This window comes from Streptomyces solitudinis, assembly GCF_036323765.1.
Taxonomy (GTDB): domain Bacteria; phylum Actinomycetota; class Actinomycetes; order Streptomycetales; family Streptomycetaceae; genus Streptomyces.
This window is the reverse complement of sequence record NZ_JAZDCW010000008.1, coordinates 90,222-106,560: the sequence shown is the minus strand read 5'-3', so window position 1 is coordinate 106,560 and position 16,339 is coordinate 90,222. Positions and strand designations below refer to the sequence as shown.

12 protein-coding genes and 1 tRNA gene are annotated in these 16,339 nt (G+C 73.6%); 1 reads left to right on the top strand and 12 read right to left on the bottom strand.

Annotated elements, in window-relative coordinates:
- Positions 1-31: 31 nt before the first annotated feature.
- The 6 genes from V1J52_RS20430 to V1J52_RS20405 all read right to left on the bottom strand — a co-directional run bounded on the left by V1J52_RS20430 (position 32) and on the right by V1J52_RS20405 (position 6,364).
- Entirely contained in the window at positions 32-802 is a 771-nt protein-coding gene (locus tag V1J52_RS20430; RefSeq protein WP_330141365.1) for an ABC transporter ATP-binding protein, read from the bottom strand.
- Positions 799-1,782 carry an ABC transporter ATP-binding protein gene (locus tag V1J52_RS20425; RefSeq protein ID WP_330141364.1) on the bottom strand — a complete coding sequence of 328 codons (984 nt, stop codon included), beginning with the start codon at positions 1,780-1,782 and terminating at the stop codon, positions 799-801. Before V1J52_RS20425 ends, V1J52_RS20430 begins: the two co-directional genes overlap by 4 nt.
- Entirely contained in the window at positions 1,779-3,143 is a 1,365-nt protein-coding gene (locus V1J52_RS20420) for a branched-chain amino acid ABC transporter permease (protein ID WP_330141363.1), read from the bottom strand. The genes V1J52_RS20425 and V1J52_RS20420 overlap by 4 nt, the downstream gene beginning before the upstream one ends.
- Positions 3,140-4,063: a branched-chain amino acid ABC transporter permease gene (locus V1J52_RS20415; protein WP_330141362.1), complete on the bottom strand. Its 924-nt coding sequence runs from the start codon at positions 4,061-4,063 to the stop codon at positions 3,140-3,142. The genes V1J52_RS20420 and V1J52_RS20415 overlap by 4 nt, the downstream gene beginning before the upstream one ends.
- A gap of 169 nt (positions 4,064-4,232) precedes the next feature.
- Complete coding sequence (locus tag V1J52_RS20410; RefSeq protein ID WP_330141361.1) at positions 4,233-5,390, bottom strand: branched-chain amino acid ABC transporter substrate-binding protein; 1,158 nt, start codon at positions 5,388-5,390, stop codon at positions 4,233-4,235.
- 302 nt (positions 5,391-5,692) lie between these two features.
- A complete protein-coding gene (locus tag V1J52_RS20405) occupies positions 5,693-6,364 on the bottom strand; it encodes an ANTAR domain-containing response regulator (RefSeq protein ID WP_330141360.1) in 672 nt (223 codons plus the stop codon).
- A gap of 93 nt (positions 6,365-6,457) precedes the next feature.
- Here V1J52_RS20405 and V1J52_RS20400 point away from each other — a divergent pair.
- Positions 6,458-6,541, top strand: a tRNA-Leu gene (locus V1J52_RS20400).
- 237 nt (positions 6,542-6,778) lie between these two features.
- On the opposite strand, the gene pyk is transcribed toward V1J52_RS20400, so the two are convergent.
- The 6 genes from pyk to V1J52_RS20370 all read right to left on the bottom strand — a co-directional run bounded on the left by pyk (position 6,779) and on the right by V1J52_RS20370 (position 16,306).
- Positions 6,779-8,230, bottom strand: coding sequence for a pyruvate kinase (gene pyk / locus V1J52_RS20395; RefSeq protein ID WP_330141359.1), 1,452 nt, complete (start codon positions 8,228-8,230; stop codon positions 6,779-6,781).
- Between the two features lie 139 nt (positions 8,231-8,369).
- The gene (locus V1J52_RS20390; RefSeq protein ID WP_330141358.1) at positions 8,370-9,722 is read right to left on the bottom strand and encodes a glutamine synthetase family protein; all 1,353 of its coding nucleotides are present in this window, start codon (positions 9,720-9,722) and stop codon (positions 8,370-8,372) included.
- Positions 9,719-11,551, bottom strand: a complete 1,833-nt coding sequence (locus V1J52_RS20385) for an IucA/IucC family protein (protein WP_330141357.1) — start codon at positions 11,549-11,551, stop codon at positions 9,719-9,721. The genes V1J52_RS20390 and V1J52_RS20385 overlap by 4 nt, the downstream gene beginning before the upstream one ends.
- Complete coding sequence (locus tag V1J52_RS20380; RefSeq protein ID WP_330141356.1) at positions 11,548-13,002, bottom strand: MFS transporter; 1,455 nt, start codon at positions 13,000-13,002, stop codon at positions 11,548-11,550. The genes V1J52_RS20385 and V1J52_RS20380 overlap by 4 nt, the downstream gene beginning before the upstream one ends.
- Positions 12,999-14,432: a lysine N(6)-hydroxylase/L-ornithine N(5)-oxygenase family protein gene (locus V1J52_RS20375; protein WP_330141355.1), complete on the bottom strand. Its 1,434-nt coding sequence runs from the start codon at positions 14,430-14,432 to the stop codon at positions 12,999-13,001. Before V1J52_RS20375 ends, V1J52_RS20380 begins: the two co-directional genes overlap by 4 nt.
- Positions 14,429-16,306 carry an IucA/IucC family protein gene (locus V1J52_RS20370; protein ID WP_330141354.1) on the bottom strand — a complete coding sequence of 626 codons (1,878 nt, stop codon included), beginning with the start codon at positions 16,304-16,306 and terminating at the stop codon, positions 14,429-14,431. The genes V1J52_RS20375 and V1J52_RS20370 overlap by 4 nt, the downstream gene beginning before the upstream one ends.
- Positions 16,307-16,339 lie beyond the last annotated feature (33 nt).

Sequence of the window (16,339 nt, the reverse complement as noted above, 5' to 3'; positions counted from 1 at the left end):
ACGGGGCCGTCCCGACGCGCCCGGCCCGGCGTCAGCCCGCGGCGCCCTCGCCCAGGTACGCCTCGCGCACCCGGGGGTCGGCCAGCAGCGCCGGCGCCGCGTCCGACATCGTCACCGCCCCCGTCTCCAGGACGTAGCCGCGGTCGGCGAGCTGGAGCGCCTGCGCGGCGTTCTGCTCTACCAGCAGCACCGTCGTGCCCTGCTCGTTGACCTCCCGCAGGATGTCGAAGATCTGCTGCACGATCAGCGGCGCCAGCCCCATCGACGGCTCGTCCAGCAGCAGCAGCTCCGGCCGGCCCATCAGGGCCCGGCCGATCGCCAGCATCTGCTGCTCGCCGCCCGACAGGGTGCCGCCCAGCTGCGACGTCCGCTCCTTCAGCCGGGGGAACAGCGTGAAGACGCGGTCCAGGTCGGCCCGGTCCGGCGAGCGGAACCGGTAGGCGCCCATCTCCAGGTTCTCGCGCACCGTCATGCGGGGGAACACCCGGCGGCCCTCCGGCACGTGGCCGATGCCGAAGTGCACCAGGTCGTGCGGGGCGATGCCGTCGATCCGCTCGCCGCGCAGCCGCACCTCGCCCGAGCGCGGCGCGAGCATCCCCGAGGCCGCCCGCAGCGTCGTCGACTTGCCCGCGCCGTTCGCGCCCAGCAGGGCCACGACCTCGCCCTCGTGCACCGTGAGGTCGATGCCCCTGAGGGCCTCGATCGCGCCGTAGAAGACCCGCAGGCCCCGCAGTTCCAGCACCGGCGTACCGCCGGGCGCCGGGCGGGCCGGTTCCTCCGTCAGCTCCGTGACACCGCTCATTCCCGCTCCTCCGCGCCCGTGTGCGTGCCGCCGTGCGCCCCGCCGTCCGCCTGGTCCCGCGCCCCGCCGCCGCCGTCCGCGGCGCCGTCCGGCGTCCCGGAGGGCGGGGACGCCCCGGAGGCGCCGGACGCCTCGGGCGCGTCGTCCGCCGAGCCGAGGTACGCGGCCACCACCGCCGGGTCCCGCTGGACCTGCGACGGCGTGCCCTCGGCGATCTTCCGGCCGAAGTTCAGCACCATCACCCGGTCCGCCACCGACATCACCAGCCGCATGTCGTGTTCGATCAGCAGCACGCTGATCCCCAGTTCGCGGTTGATGCGCCGGATCAGCTCCTCCAGTTCCAGCTTCTCCGTGGGGTTCGTGCCCGCCGCCGGCTCGTCCAGCAGCAGCACCTGCGGATCGGTGGCCAGCGCCCGCGCGATCTCCAGCCGCCGCTGGTCGCCGTAGCTGAGCGACCCGGCCAGCTCGTTCAGCTTCCCCGCCAGTCCGACGAAGTCCAGCACCTCGTGGGCCCGCTGGTCGCTGCGCCGCTCCGCCCGCCGGGCGTTCGGCAGCCCCAGCATCACCGAGACCGGGTCCGCCCTCAGCCGCGTCTCCGCCGCGATCTTGACGTTCTCCAGCGCCGTGAGCGCCCCGAAGAGCCGGATGTTCTGGAACGTCCGCGCCAGGCCGAGCCGGTTCACCAGGTGCGGCTTGCGGCCGCGCAGCTCGTGCTCGCCGCCCGTCCCCGGGCGGAAGGTGATCCGGCCCTCCTGGGGCACGTACGCCCCGGTCAGCGAGTTGAACAGCGACGTCTTGCCCGCGCCGTTGGGGCCGATGACCGCGAGGACCTCGCCGCGCCGCATGGTGAGTTCGACGCCGTCCAGGCTGGTCACGCCACCGAACCGCAGCGTGACCCCCGCCGTCTCCAGCACGAGGTCGCCGGCCTGCGGCGCCGGCCGGTCCGCCACCGTGCCCTCCTTGCCCACCCGTGCCGTCATGACAGCCTGCCTCCCGCCGGAGCCGACATCGCGTCGGCCTCCACCTCGCCCGACTCCGCCATCTTCAACTCGCGCCGGCGCCGCCGGGACGGGATCACGCCCTGCGGGCGGTAGATCATCATGACGACCAGCAGCGCGCCCAGGTACATGTAGCGGTCCTTGGGATCGACCACCGTCCGCAGCGCCTCCGGCAGCCAGACCAGGAACGCCGCGCCGAACAGCACGCCCGCCAGCGAGCCCATGCCGCCGAAGATCACGTACGCCAGCACCAGCACCGACAGCAGGATGACGAAGTTCTCCGAGTTGATGTAGCCGACCTTGCTCGCGTAGGCCACGCCCGCCACGCCCGACGTCGACGCGCCGATCGCGAACGCCAGCAGCTTGTAGCGCACCGTGTCCACGCCCGTCGCCGCCGCGGCCACCTCGTCCTCCCGGATCGCCGTCCACGCCCGGCCGACCTTCGAGTGCTCCAGCCGCACGAACAGGAACAGCACCAGCGCGATGAACACCAGCAGCAGGTAGTAGTAGGGCAGTTGGTCCACCACACCCCACTCGTAGCTCCAGAAGCCGAGGTCCAGCGCGAAGCGCTCCACCTTCACGCCGCCGGTGCCCCCGGTGACGTCACCGAGGTTCTTCGCCGTCAGGTACACGATCTCGTGGAAGCCGAGCGTGACGATCGCCAGGTAGTCGCCGCGCAGCCGGAGCGTCGGGGCACCCAGCAGCACGCCCGCCACCAGGCACGTCACCACCGCGATCGGCAGCACCGCGAAGTTGTTCAGCACCACCGGCGGTGCCACCGGCAGCGCGCCGGTCCAGTAGGCCGCGCTGTAGGCGCCGATGGCGAAGAAGGCGATGAACCCGAGGTCCAGCATGCCCGCCCAGCCGATGACGACGTTCAGCCCGATCGCCACCAGCACGTAGATCGCGATCTGGTCCACGAGCACCGTCTGCCAGTACCGGTCGAGCACCGACGGCACGAAGACGACCAGCGCCGCCGCCCCCGCCAGCACGCCCCAGCGCACCCGCCGGTCGTCCCGCCAGGCTCCGCGCACCGAGGCCACCGGGCCCCGCGCCACCGCCCGGGACGCCGCCACCGCTCCCACGAGCTGCGGCGTCAGGAACTCCCGGCCCGCCCAGACGAGCAGTGCCAGACCGAGCCACACCAGGAACAGGGCCGAGGTGAAGTCCTCCCGCATGGCGTACATCAGGTTCCGGTGCGTGCCCTGCACACCCGTCACCAGCGTCATCAGCACCGCAAGCGCCAGCAGCGCCGCCAGCCTGCGCCACCTGGGCCGCTGGTACCACGCCTGCCTCCGCAGCCGCTCCGCGACCCGGGCCCGCACCACCGCATCCGTACTCACGCGGTCCTCCCCAGACGCTCACCCAGCAGGCCGGTCGGCCGCACCATCAACACCAGCACCAGCACCGCGAAGCCCGCCACGTAACGCCACTGCTCGCCCCAGACGAACACCGTCAGCGTCTCCACGACGCCCAGCACCATCCCGCCGAGCATCGCGCCCCGCACGTTCCCGATGCCGCCCAGCACCGCCGCGGCGAACGCGGTGATCCCGGGCAGGAAACCCATCGTGTACACGACCTTGTTGTTCACCCCGAACAGGAATCCGGCCGCGCCGCCCAGCAGTCCGCCGATCACGAACGTCCGCGACACCACCTTGTCGATGTTCACGCCCATCAGCGAGGCCACCTCCGGGTCCTGCGCCACCGCGCGGATGCCCGACCCCAGCTTCGTCCGGTTCACCACGTAGTCCAGGCCGATCATCATCGCCACGGCCGAGACCACGATCAGCACCTGCGTCACGTTGAGATCGGCACCGAGCAGCGTGAAGACCGTGTCGTTCTCGTACATGTCCGGCATCGCCAGCGAGTTGCGCCCGAAGACCTTGCCCGCGAGGTTGTACAGGAAGAACGACGCGCCGATCGCCGTGATCAGGAACACCAGACGCGGCGCGTGCCGCCGCCGCAGCGGCCGGTACGCCACCTTCTCCAGGCCGAACGCCACCGCGCCGCCGAACGCCGCGCCGGCCAGCATCCCGACCACGACGTACACCACCGACTGCAACCCGGACGGCTCGGCCACCGGCGCCCAGGCCGTGAGCGCCAGCAGGCCGCCGAAGCCGCCGAACATGAAGACCTCGCTGTGCGCGAAGTTCAGGAGCTGGAGCACCCCGTACACCAGCGTGTAACCGATGGCGATGACGGCGTACAGACAGCCGAGCACCACCCCCAGGACCAGGAAGTCCCAGAACTCGTTGAGGGACATCGAACTGACTTCCTTAGAAAGCGACGACCTTGGAAAGCGAGGACCGGACGGCGGGGCGCGGCACTTCGTCCCCGGGAACACCGGCCGGCGCGGTGCGCCACGCACCCCTCCGGCCGGCGGCCGGCAACCGGCCGGCCGGAGGGCCGGGGCGACGCGCCCCGGCCCGCGGTCACTGCTGGGTCAGTTCCTCGATGCTCCCCGAGTACTCGATCGCCCCGTCCTTCACCTCGTACAGGTAGATCGACTGGTTGGTGAACTCGCCCTTGTCGTCGAACGAGAAGGTCTTCGTCAGCCCCTTGTGCTCCACGCCCCGCAGCGCCTCCAGCAGCTTCCCGCTGTCGGAGTCGACGCCGCCCGTCGCGGCCACCTGCTCGATGATCATGTTGGCGACGTCGAACGACTCCGCCGAGTACGTGCCCGGGATCTGGTTGAACTCCGCCTCGTAGTCCTCGGCGAACTTCTTCGTCGCTTCCTCGCGCGTCGGGTCCGTGCACGGGCACGTCAGCAGCCAGCCGTTCGCGGCGCTCCCCGCCAGCTCCACGAACTGCGCGTCCTTCGTGCCGTCGCCCGAGATGGCGATGCCCTCGAAGTCCTCCTCCGCCAGCTTCGTCGCGAAGGGGCCCGCGTCCTCGTAGTAACCCGCGTAGATCAGCCCGTCGGCGTTCGCGCCCACCACGTTCTTGGCAGCCGCGCTGTAGTCCGGGGTCTTCTGCGGCACGCTCTGCCGCACCACGTCGAGCCCCGCCTCCTTCAGCGACGCCTCCGCCACGTCCGCGAGGCCCACGCCGTAGTCCGTGGTGTCGTCCACCACGACGATCTTCTCCGCGTCCGTGCTCTCGGCGAAGTACCGCGCCATGCCCGCGCCCTGCGCGGAGTCGTTCGGCACGGCCCGCAGGAAGGACCCGTACCCCTTCGTCGTCAGGTCGGGACGCGTCGCCGACGGCGACACCGCCGCGATCCCCGCCTCCGCGTAGTACTCGGCCGCCGTGTCGGCGGGCCCCGAGAACGCCGGGCCGACGACGGCTATGACGTTCTCGCTGATCGCCTTCTGCGCCGCGGCGGTCGCCTTGTCCGGCTGGCCCTGGTCGTCCGTCGGGAAGTACTCGATCTCGAAGTCGTACTCGCCCGACGCGTTCGCCTGGTCGATCGCCAGCTTGACGCCGTTCTCCATGTTCTGCCCGAGCTGGACGTTGTCCCCCGAGAGCGGCCCCTGGAAGGCGATCCGGACGGTGTCGCCACCGCCGCCGCTCTCCCCGCCGCAGCCGGTGAGGGCCAGCGCGCCGACGGCGAGCGGAACGACCACCTTCACGAGATTCTTGTTGAGCACCGAGGACACCCCTTGATCGGTCGATCCGGCTCGGAACGAGACGGCCGCCGGACGGACCGCCGGCGCCGCGAGCCGCACGAACGTGCGGTTGGCCTCGGAATCTATGCCGCACGCGGCCGACGCAGACAGACACGCGGCACAGATGTGATCCCCCTGTGACCTGTGCCACGCGCCGGAAACAGGACGGTCCTTACCGCTCACCGAACGAAACGGCGAAGATCCTTTGAAGCCGGACATGGCGGTGCCCCGGGTGCGAAGCCGTGCGGCTTCGCACCCGGGGCACCGCCGGGCCGGCCGGGCGCTCAGCCCTGGTTCTTCTGCTGCTTCTTCTCCTCGGCGTCCTCGATCACGGCCTCCGCCACCTGCCGCATCGACAGCCGCCGGTCCATCGAGGTCTTCTGGATCCACCGGAACGCCGCGGGCTCGCTGAGCCCGTACTCCGTCTGCAGCAGCGACTTCGCCCGGTCGACGAGCTTGCGCGTCTCCAGCCGCTGCGTGAGGTCGCCGACCTCCCGCTCCAGCTGCTTGAGCTGCGCGAACCGGGAGACGGCCATCTCGATGGCCGGGACCACGTCGCTCTTGCTGAACGGCTTGACCAGATACGCCATCGCCCCGGCGTCCCGCGCCCGCTCGACCAGCTCCCGCTGGGAGAACGCGGTCAGCATGAGGACCGGCGCGATGCTCTCCCCCGCGATCTTCTCGGCCGCCGAGATGCCGTCCATCACCGGCATCTTCACGTCCAGGATCACCAGGTCGGGCCGGTGTTCGCGGGCCAGTTCCACCGCGGCCTGTCCGTCACCGGCCTCGCCGACGACGGTGTAGCCCTCCTCCTCCAGCATCTCCTTGAGGTCCATGCGGATGAGGGCCTCGTCCTCCGCGATCACCACGCGGGTGGTCAACGGCGGCACATGGGCGTCGGAGCCCTCGGCGGTGTCGGCCGGCGTGGGGGTCTCGGGGGCGTCAGCGGCGCTCACTGTGCTCCTCGCTTTCAGCAGGTGGGGCCCCATGAGCCTAACCGGCCGCCGAGCGCCCGGACGACCCGGTACACTGCCAGTGGCTCTCGGCCGGCCGGGTTGGCGAAATCGGCAAACGCGAAAGTCTCAAACACTTTTGCCTGAAAAGGCTTGTGGGTTCGAGTCCCACACCCGGCACCCAGCACTCAGCGCCCAGCACAGATCACCAGCGTAGGCCATACGGGCGAATTCGACCCGCCGCGCTGGTCCAGCCGATTCGAACAGGCGCACGATGTGCTCATGGATGAGCGCACGCTGTCACCCGGCCACCGCCACACCGTACCGCCGCACAGGGGAGCCCCGGCCGCCGCAGCGGCACCCGGCGGCGGGGGCGCGCACGTCGCGGTGCCGCCTTCCGGCGCGCCGCCCGGCCGGTCAGCGGTGGGTGTGGTGGGGGCGGGGGGCGTCCTCCTCGCCGATGTGGTGCACGCGCACGAGGTTGGAGGTGCCGGGCATGCCGGGCGGCGAGCCGGCCGTGATGACGACCATGTCCCCGCGTCCGCAGCGGCCGACCTTGAGCAGGTGTTCGTCGACCTGGTCGACCATCTCGTCGGTGGTCTGCACGGTCGGCCCGAGGAACGTCTCCACCCCCCAGGTCAGGCAGAGCTGGGCGCGGGTGACGGGGTCCGGGGTGAAGGCGAGCAGCGGGATGGGCGAGCGGTAGCGGGAGAGGCGGCGGGCGGTGTCGCCGCTCTGCGTGAAGGCGACGAGGTACTTGGCGCCGAGGAAGTCGCCCATGTCGGCGGCGGCACGGGCGACGGCACCGCCCTGGGTGCGCGGCTTGGTGGTGGGGCTGAGCGGGGGCAGGCCCTTGGCGAGCATCTCCTCCTCGGCCGCGGCGACGATGCGGCTCATCGTGCGGACGGTCGCCAGCGGGTGCTTCCCGACGCTGGTCTCGCCGGAGAGCATGACGGCGTCGGCGCCGTCCATGACGGCGTTGGCGACGTCGGACGCCTCGGCGCGGGTGGGGCGGGAGTGGTCGATCATCGACTCCAGCATCTGGGTGGCGACGATCACCGGCTTGGCGTTGCGCTTGGCGAGCTGGACGGCACGCTTCTGGACGACGGGGACGTTCTCCAGCGGCATCTCGACGCCGAGGTCGCCGCGGGCGACCATCAGGCCGTCGAAGGCGTGGACGATCTCGTGCAGGTTGTCGACGGCCTGGGGCTTCTCGATCTTGGCGATGACGGGACGGTGGACGCCCTCCTCGCGCATCACGCGGTGGACGTCGCGGATGTCGCCCGCGCTGCGGACGAAGGACAGGGCGATGACGTCGGCCCCGAGGCGGAGCGCCCAGCGGAGGTCCTCCACGTCCTTGCCGGAGAGCGCGGGGACGGAGACGGCGACGCCGGGGAGGTTGAGGCCCTTGTGGTCGGAGACATAGCCGCCCTCGAGGACGGTGGTGCGGACGCGGGGGCCCTCGACGGCGGTGACGTGGAGAGCCACGCGGCCGTCGTCGACGAGGATGCGTTCGCCGGGGCTGACGTCGTGGGCGAGGCCCGGATAGGTGGTGCCGCAGTGGGTGTGGTCGCCCTCGGTCTCCTCGACGGTGATGGTGAAGTCGTCGCCGCGTTCGAGTAGTACGGGGCCTTCACGGAATCGGCCCAGGCGGATCTTCGGGCCTTGAAGGTCGGCGAGCACACCGACGCTGCGCCCGGCGTTCTCGGCGGCCTCGCGGACGCGGCGGCAGCGTTCTTCGTGTTCGGCGTGGGTGCCGTGGCTGAGGTTGAGGCGGGCGATGTCCATTCCGCTGTCGACGAGTGCTTTGATCTGCTCGTACGAGTCGGTGGCCGGTCCCAGAGTGCAGACGATTTTTGCTCGGCGCATGGGAGGAGCTTATGGCTTACCCGGCGGTAGGCGGCCCGGCGCGGGTGGCGGGTCAATGGCGTGCGGCATAACGGGAATTGACGTTTTCTGAATGTGTGCGCAATAGCGCTCAGACGAGCACCGCCCCGGGTCCGCGCGCTTACAGGCGTTCGAATCCGCGGTGGCGTTCCCAGTCGGTGACGGACCGTTCGAAGGCGGCGAGTTCGGTACGGGCCGCCTGCGCGTAGTGGGTGGTGACGGCGTCCCCGAAGGTCTTGGCGACGGTGTCGCTGGCCTCCCAGTGGTGCAGCGCTTCGGTGAGCGTGCCGGGCAGCCGCGGCACGCCCGGGTCGGCGAGGGCGTTGGCCGGGTGGGGGTCGGGCAGGGGCAGCCGGTTCTCGATGCCGTGCAGGCCGGCGGCGAGAACGGCGGCGAGCGCGAGGTAGGGGTTGGCGTCGCCGCCGGGCACGCGGTGTTCGATGCGCAGGGAGTGGCCGCTGCCGATGACGCGGACGGGGCAGGTGCGGTTGTCGCGCCCCCAGCCGATGCCGGTGGGGGCGAAGGCACCGGGCTGGAGGCGCTTGTAGCTGTTGACGCCCGGGGCCATGAGGAGGGTGAAGTCGGGCAGGCACGCGAGCTGTCCGGCGATGAAGTGGCGCATGAGGCCGGACATGCCGTCGTCCGCCGCGGGGTCGGCGAGGACGGCGCTGCCGTCCTCGCCGCGCAGGGAGAGGTGGATGTGGCAGGAGTTGCCCTCGCCGTCGTCGTACTTCGGCATGAAGGTGACGGCGCGGCCCTCCTGCGCGGCGATCTGCTTGGTGCCGTGCTTGAAGAGGGCGTGGTGGTCGGCCGTGGTCATGGCCTCGGCGTAGCGGAAGACGATCTCGTACTGCCCGGGGTGGACCTCGGCGCGGGCGGTCTCCAGGGTGAGCCCGGCACGGGGCATCTCGCGGCGCAGGCGGCGGAGCATGGGCTCGAGGCCGGTGAGGCCCTGGAGCGCGTAGTCGACGTTGTGCCGGGTGGCGGGGCGCAGGCCGTGGTAGTTGGCGTCGTGGGCCTGCTGGTAGGTCGCGTCGAAGGCGAGGAACTCCAGCTCGGTGCCGGCGTGGGCGGTGAGCCCGTGCGCGGCGAGCCGGTCGAGCTGGCGGCGCAGCACGTGGCGGGGGGCGACGGGTACGGGGGTGCCGTCGGGCCAGGTGGCGTCGGCGATGACGAGCGCGGTGCCCTCGTCCCAGGGGAGGGTGGTGTACGTGGCCGGGTCGGGCCGCAGCAGGAAGTCGCCGAAGCCGGTGCTCCAGGCGTCGATGGCGTAGCCCGGTCCGGTGTTCATCTCGACGTCGGTGGCCAGGAGGTAGGTGCAGGCGCTGAAGCCGTGGTCGGCGGCCTCCTCCAGAAAGTGCGGTACGGCCAGGCGGCTGCCCTGGAGGCGTCCCTGGAGGTCGGGGAGGGCGACGATGACGTTGTCGACGCGCCCGGCGGCGTGGTCGGCGCGGAGCTGCTCGTAGGCGTTCATGCGGGTTCCTGGGCGGGTTCCGGGGCGGCGGCGGGGGCGGTGTACGTGGCGGGGGCGGTGGCCAGCGGGTTGGCGACGCGGCCGTGGGTGACGTCGAAGCCCTCGTCGCGTTCGGCCCGGTCGTGGAAGGCGCCGCCGAGGAGCTGCTCGCGGTTGAGCGCGACGCGGTCGAACTCGGGGGCCAGGAGTCCGTAGTCGCCGGCCCGGCCGGCGAGGTCGGGGAAGCGGGCGTGGTAGCGCTCGATCTCGGCCCGTACGAGCGCCCAGAACGCGGTCTCGGGCAGGCCGAGGTGCCGTTCGAGCAGGGGCGCGAAGAAGCGGAAGTGCCCGGCGAAGACGGCGCTGAGCAGTGAGTGGGCCAGCTCGCCGGGGGGCCAGCGCAGCAGGACCTTGTCGGCGCGGGCGCTGAGGCCGGCGTACTCGGGGTGGTCACCGGGGAGCAGGTTGACGTCTTCGGCGAAGTCCTTGACGGCGATGCCGACGGGTGTGTCGGTGGCGTCGTAGAGGATGACGGTGTTCTCGCCGTGCGGGCAGAAGGCGACGCCGTACCGGTAGAGGTGGTGGAGGAGGCCGGGGAGGAGCGCGGCGAGGAGGTGGCGGAGCCAGTCCCGCACGTCACGGCCCGAGCGGTGCACGAGTTCGGTGACCAGGGCGCGGCCGTCGGAGCCGGTGCTGAGCAGCGCGGCCATGGTGCGCGCGTTCTCGCCCTCGGCCAGGAGCGCGGTGACGGGCTCGCGCCAGACGGCTCCCAGGAGTTCGTGGTAGCGGTAGGGCGCGTCGGGGACGGCCTCGTACAGGGGGTGGCGGACGGCGACGGCGGCGACCTCGCCGAGCGGGTGGAAGCGCAGCTCGTCGCGGAGGTAGGGGTCGCCGTCGCGCAGGGTGTGCAGCCAGTGGGAGACGTCGGGCGCGGCGTGGGTCGGCTCGGTGGACAGGCCGCGCCACACGAGGGTGTTGCGGATGAGGAGGGGCACCTTGACGTTGCGCCGGCGGGGGTGGTCGAGGTTGGCGAGGGTGCGGATGGACTGGAGGGGGCGGTAGCGGTCGGGGCCCTCGCCGAGGGGGACGATGCGGCCGTCGGCCAGGTAGGGGGCGAAGAGGGTCTCGACGGCCTCGTCCCAGTGGAAGGGGTGGACCGGCAGCCAGGTGTAGTCGTCGGCGGTGTGCCCGGTGGTGGCGGTGGCCGCGTCGAGGGCGGCGGAGAACCGGTCGCGGGTGGCCGCGTCGAGTTCCTCGGCGAGCAGGGTGCCGGCGTCCAGGCCGGGGGTGCCGGAGTAGCGGGCGAGCGAGGTGTGGACGGCGGCCCACCGCAGACGGACCGTTCCTGCGGATTCGGGCGCGTAGGCGGCGGCGTCGCGGGCGGAGAAGCCGAGGCGGCCCTTGTTGAGCAGCATGCAGGGGTGGCCGTCCTGGTGGGCCTCCAGGTCGAGGTGGCCGAGGTCGGCGAGCTGGGCGGCGGTCCGGGACCGGGTGAGGGCTCCTGCGTCGGCCTGCCGGGTGGCGGTGAGTTCGCGCAGGACCTCGGCGGTGGTGGGGCCGTCCCAGCCGAGGCGAGGGCGTGCGTCGAGGAGGAGCTGCTCGGGCCCCGCCTCGCCCGCCTCCGGCTCGGGGTGGCGGACGGGCGTGGCGGTGAGGTGCCAGGTGCCGAAGGTGCCGCGGGTGGCGGGGAACGTCCAGTGGACGCCGTCGGCGAAGGCCAGGCGGTAGGTGCCGGGGTGGCCGGGGCGGGGCTCGGGGGTGAGGAGTTCCTCGTAGGCGAACTCCTCGATGGCCTTGACGAGCAGCCGGCGGCCCGCTTCTGCCCAGGTGGCGGGGGTGGGGCGGTTCATGAGCGGGCTTCCTCCGGTTCGTGGGCTGCGGGTGTGTCGTGGACTGCGGTGCCGGTGCCGGTCCCGGAGCCGGTGCCGGTGCGGCCGCGGACGAGTGAGACGAGGGCCGCGCCCAGCAGCGCGGCGGCGGCGACGCCCAGCGGCAGGGCCAGGTCGCGGCTGGCGGTCGCCGCCGCGATGAGGGGGGCGGCGACGAGTCCGGCGGAGCGGACGGTCTCCACCGCGGTGAAGGCGGGTCCCGCGGTGCCGGTGGCCCGGAACATGCGCAGCTCGACGGCGATCTGGGCGAGTCCGAGCCCGGCGCCGAAGAGGGCGCGTCCCGCGGCGAGGGCGGGCAGGCCGTCGGCCAGGTACTGGGAGGCGAGCCCGGCGGCGGTGAGGGCGAGGGCGGCGGGCAGCAGGCGGGCGCCGAGCAGCGCGTGGCAGCGGCGGGCGGCGGGCAGGACGGCGAGGGCGGTGAGGGAGGGCAGGAGGAAGAGGGCGGCGGCGAGTCCCGGTCCGCTGCCGAGGTGGTGGGCGAGTTCGGTGAAGAAGGGCCGGGAGGCGCTGACGGCGAAGTCGAAGGCGACGCCGATGACGGCGGCCTGGGCCAGGAGCAGCAGCCAGGTGGTGCCGCGCCGGGGCGTGGCGGGGCGCTCGCCGGGCGCGGGGGGCGGCAGGTGGCGCAGGGTGCGCAGGAGGAGGGCCGCCAGCAGCAGGTCCAGGAGGGCGAAGGCGGAGATGCCCAGGCGTGGGTCGGGCAGGGCGAGGACGCCCGCGCCGGTGAGGGTGGCGGCGACGGAGGCGAGGTGGAAGACGGCGACGATGGCGGTGACCGCGGCGAGGCGCGCGTGGTCGCTGCCGGGGTGGCCGGCGCCCGCGTGGCGGCTGTGCTCGGCGATGAGGGCCGGGTAGGCCAGCAGCAGGGCGCAGTTCGCGGCGACGGAGGCGGCGGACAGGGCGGTGAAGGCGGCGTAGGTGGGGGCGAGGCCGAGGGCGAGGTCGCAGGCGGCGGAGGCGCACAGGCCGGTGAGGACCAGGCGGTGCAGGGCGTACCGGCGGGCGGCCAGGCCCCACAGGGGCAGCGCCGCGAGGCCGACGACGCGGCAGGTCCACAGGTACAGCCCCGTGGCGCCGGGGTCGTCGATGGCGTAGAGCTGCGTGAACAGCTGGGGCAGGAAGGGGGCGAGGGCGGTCTCGGCGATGAGGTAGAGCGCGATGACGGCGATGAGGACGACGCGCAGGCGCCGGGTGGACGGCTCGGGTCCGGCCGCCTTGGCCGCGCCCGGTGGGGTGCTGCCGCCGGGTGCGCCGCTTCCGCCGGCCGCCGCCGCGGGGGCCGTGGCGGGGCGGGCGGGTTCGGCGGGCTGGGCGGACGGGGTGGCCCGGGCGGCGGCGTCCGGTATTCCGGTGCCCGGGGTGGCGGTGTGTCCGGTGCCGTCCGGGGTGGCGGCGGCGCGGGGTGCGCTCACCGCCGGGTCCCGGCGGTCGCCGACGGCTGGCCGGTACCGGTGTCCGGGCCGGTACCGGTGTCCGTCCCCGCCGTCCCGCCGGCGGCCGGTGCGGGGGCGGGGGCGGCCGCCTCCGCACCGGGTGCGCCGAAGGTGGTCCAGGCCGCCGTGCGGGGCACGGGCACGGCGATGCGTCCGGTGACGGCGTTGAGGATGGTGGCGGCGCGCCAGGCGCCGAGCGTGAGGTCGGGCGCGCCGACGCCGTGGGTGTGCGTCTCGGCGTTCTGCACGTACAGGCGTGCGCCGACGCGGGGGTCGAGGGCGACGCGGTAGTCGCCGTCGATCTGGTAGCGGCCCTGCGCGTCGAGGTCCAGGAGCCCCAGCAGCGGGTCGAGGAGGGCGGGGCGCCGGGCGGCGTAGCCGGTGGCGGCGACGACGGCGTCGGTGCGGACGGTCCACTCGGTGTCCTGCTGCTGGTGACGGCAGGTCAGCCGGTAGCCGTCGCCCTCCGGTTCGGCTCCGGTGACCTCGACGCCGGGGTGAAGCCCGGCCCGGGGCCGTCCGCCGCCGATGGTGCGTTCGTACAGCTCGTCGTGGATCTCGCCGAGCGTCGTCTCGCTGACGCCCTTGTAGAGCTGCCACTGCTCGCGGACGAGGCGGCTGCGGGTCGCGTCGGGCAGGGCGCGGAAGTAGTCGATGTAGTCGGGGGTGAAGTGCTCCAGGCCGATCTTGGAGTACTCCATGGGGGCGAAGGCGGGGGTGCGGGCGAGCCAGCGCACGTGCGGGCCGCCGGCGCCGTCGCCGTCCTGGTGGCGGATGAGGTCGAGGGCGACCTCGGCGCCGGACTGGCCCGCGCCGACGACGGTGACGTCGCCGAGGGCGGCGAGCGCGGCGCGGTGGCTGCGGTAGTCGGCGCTGTGCAGGACGCGCCCGGAGCCCAGGTGAGGGCGCAGCGGCGCGGGGACGGTGGGGGTGGTGCCGGTGCCCAGGACCACCTGCCGGGCGTGCAGGCGGCCGGTGGTGCCGTCGGCGGCGCGGTGGGTGAGGACGAACGTCCCGGCCGCCTCGTCCCAGGCCAGGGCGGTGACCTCGGCGTCGAAGCGGCAGCTGGGCAGGTTCTGGGCGACCCAGCGGCAGTAGTGGTCGTACTCGCGGCGCGGGATGTGGAACCGCTCGGAGAAGAAGAACGGGAACATCCGGTCGTGGTGGCGCAGGTAGTTGAGGTAGGACCAGGGGCTCGTGGGGTCGGCCATGGTGACGAGGTCGGCGAGGAAGGGCACCTGCAGGGTGGTGCCTTCCAGCAGGAGGCCGGGGTGCCAGGAGAAGGCGGGCTTGGCGTCCAGGAAGCAGGTGGTGAGGCCCTCGACGCCGTCGGCGAGCGCGGCGAGCGACAGGTTGAACGGGCCGATGCCGATGCCGGCCAGGTCGTAGGTGGTGGGCTGCGCTGTCACCGCTGGGCCTCCGCGAGGGGGTTGGGTAGGTCGATGTAGACGGACTGGGTGTGGACGTCGCCGACGAGTTCGTCCAGGCCGTCGACACAGGTGAGGTAGTTGCCCTTGCAGCGCAGCACGGGGGCGTCCAGCAGCAGCCCGAGGAGCCCCGCGGCGCCGGGCTCCTCGGCGCGCAGGCGGGTGAGCGCGGCGCGCGCCGCGCGCAGGAGGCGGTCCTCGTCGGCGAGGCCGAGGGCGCCGAACGCGCCGATGAGGCCGAGGAGGTTGTTGATGCCGAGGTAGTAGGCGACGCGTTCGTCCACGAAGGCGTCGTCGAAGACGAGGTCGAGGCCGTCGGTGGCACCGGGCAGCAGGGCCTCGGCGGTCTCGGCGTGCGAGGCGGCCAGGTAGTAGCCCTGGGAGTCGCGGTACCACCCGGCGCTCGGCAGGCCGGTGGTGTCGAGGGCCACGAGGGTGTTCTGGTGGTGCGGTTCGAGGGCGATGCCGTAACGGGCCTGGAGGCGGATCAGCGGGACGAGGAGGACGTCGAGGTAGCGCTCCAGCCAGAGCCGGGCGGCCTCGGGGACGCCGAGGCGGTGTGCGGCGGCGGCGCGGTGGACGGCGTCGGCTGCGAGCGCGCGGTGCGCGGGCGGGGTGCCGTCGCCCGGTCCGGTGCGTTCGGCCAGAAGTCCGGCGACGCACAGGGCGTCGTCCGCGCCGCCGTGGAAGGGGTTGTCGCGCAGGGCGGTCTCCAGGCCGGTCTCCGTGTCGCCGGGGCCGGCGGAGATCCAGGCGTGGTCGCGGAGGATGCCGAAGGACGGGTGGTGGGCGCGCAGCCACGCGGCGGGGCCGGCGGCCAGCAGGCGGGCGGCCCGGACACCGAGGCGCATCTCCGAGCGCAGGTTGTTGCGGCGCGAGTTGGTGATGCGCATGCCCAGGGAGAGCTTCAGCATGACGTCCGCGTCGGGGCGGTGCACGGTGCGCACGGACGACGTGGGGTGCCAGGGGTCGCCGTGCGGGCCGAGGTCGGTGAGGAGTCCGGCGTCCAGGAGGGCGCGGACGGCGGGGCGGCGCCGGACGTCGCGGGCCTGCCAGGGGTGGGCGGGCAGCGGGACGGTGCCGTCCGGGAGGGCGAGGCCGGCGGCCAGGGGGCGGAGCAGTGCGGCCGGGGGGCGCCCGTCGTGGGTCTCACCGGTGACGATGTCGGGGTGGGCGGCGAACCAGTGCAGCGGGAAGGAGCCGCGCAGTTCGGGCGAGTAGGCGTCCAGTTCGGCGTCGGACGCCTCTTCGCGGCTCTTGGGCGCGGGGTGGAAGGGGTGGCCGGTCAGCAGGGCCTGTTCGGCGTCGAGGTGCGGGGTGGGCCCGGTGGTGCCGGGCGGCTCGGCGCGGCGGGCGGTGAGGTGGGCGGCGGTGCGGCGGGCGGAGTTCAGGACGCGGGCGGTGGCGTCGGCGCCCAGGTGCGGGGGCAGGCCGCGTCCGGCGGTGGTCTGGCGGATGGCGGCGGCGGCGACCAGGGCGGTCTCGGCGGGGACGGGGGCCGCGTTCGGGGCGGGGCGCAGCGTGGCGGGTCCGAAGCGGTGCCAGCCGGTCGCGGAGCGGTACCGCACGGGGACGGTGAGGGTGAGGCCGGTGGCGGGCAGGTCGAGGTGGAGGTCGCGGCCGGTGGCGGGGACGGGGGTGCCCGTCTCGCGGACGTAGGCGCGCAGCAGGGTCTCGCTGGCGGCGTTGTCGGCGGCGTGCTGCGGGTCGGGGTGGTCCAGCGGGTCGGCGCCGCGCGGTCCGCGCGGCGGGGGCGCGGCGGGGGGCCGGGACGGCTCCTGGGCGGGGGCGTGCGGGTCCGGCGCCGGGGCGGGGCCGGGCGCGTCGGCGTGAGCGTGGGCGGGGCGGGCGGGCATGGGGGGCTCCTGGGGTGCGGTGGCGGCGGGCCG

Coding starts and splice junctions, on each gene's coding strand:
- V1J52_RS20430 (WP_330141365.1), bottom strand. CDS start 802: ATGAGCGGTGTCACGGAGCTGACGGAGGAACCGGCCCGCCCGGCGCCC.
- V1J52_RS20425 (WP_330141364.1), bottom strand. CDS start 1,782: ATGACGGCACGGGTGGGCAAGGAGGGCACGGTGGCGGACCGGCCGGCG.
- V1J52_RS20415 (WP_330141362.1), bottom strand. CDS start 4,063: ATGTCCCTCAACGAGTTCTGGGACTTCCTGGTCCTGGGGGTGGTGCTC.
- pyk (WP_330141359.1), bottom strand. CDS start 8,230: ATGCGCCGAGCAAAAATCGTCTGCACTCTGGGACCGGCCACCGACTCG.
- V1J52_RS20390 (WP_330141358.1), bottom strand. CDS start 9,722: ATGAACGCCTACGAGCAGCTCCGCGCCGACCACGCCGCCGGGCGCGTC.
- V1J52_RS20385 (WP_330141357.1), bottom strand. CDS start 11,551: ATGAACCGCCCCACCCCCGCCACCTGGGCAGAAGCGGGCCGCCGGCTG.
- V1J52_RS20370 (WP_330141354.1), bottom strand. CDS start 16,306: ATGCCCGCCCGCCCCGCCCACGCTCACGCCGACGCGCCCGGCCCCGCC.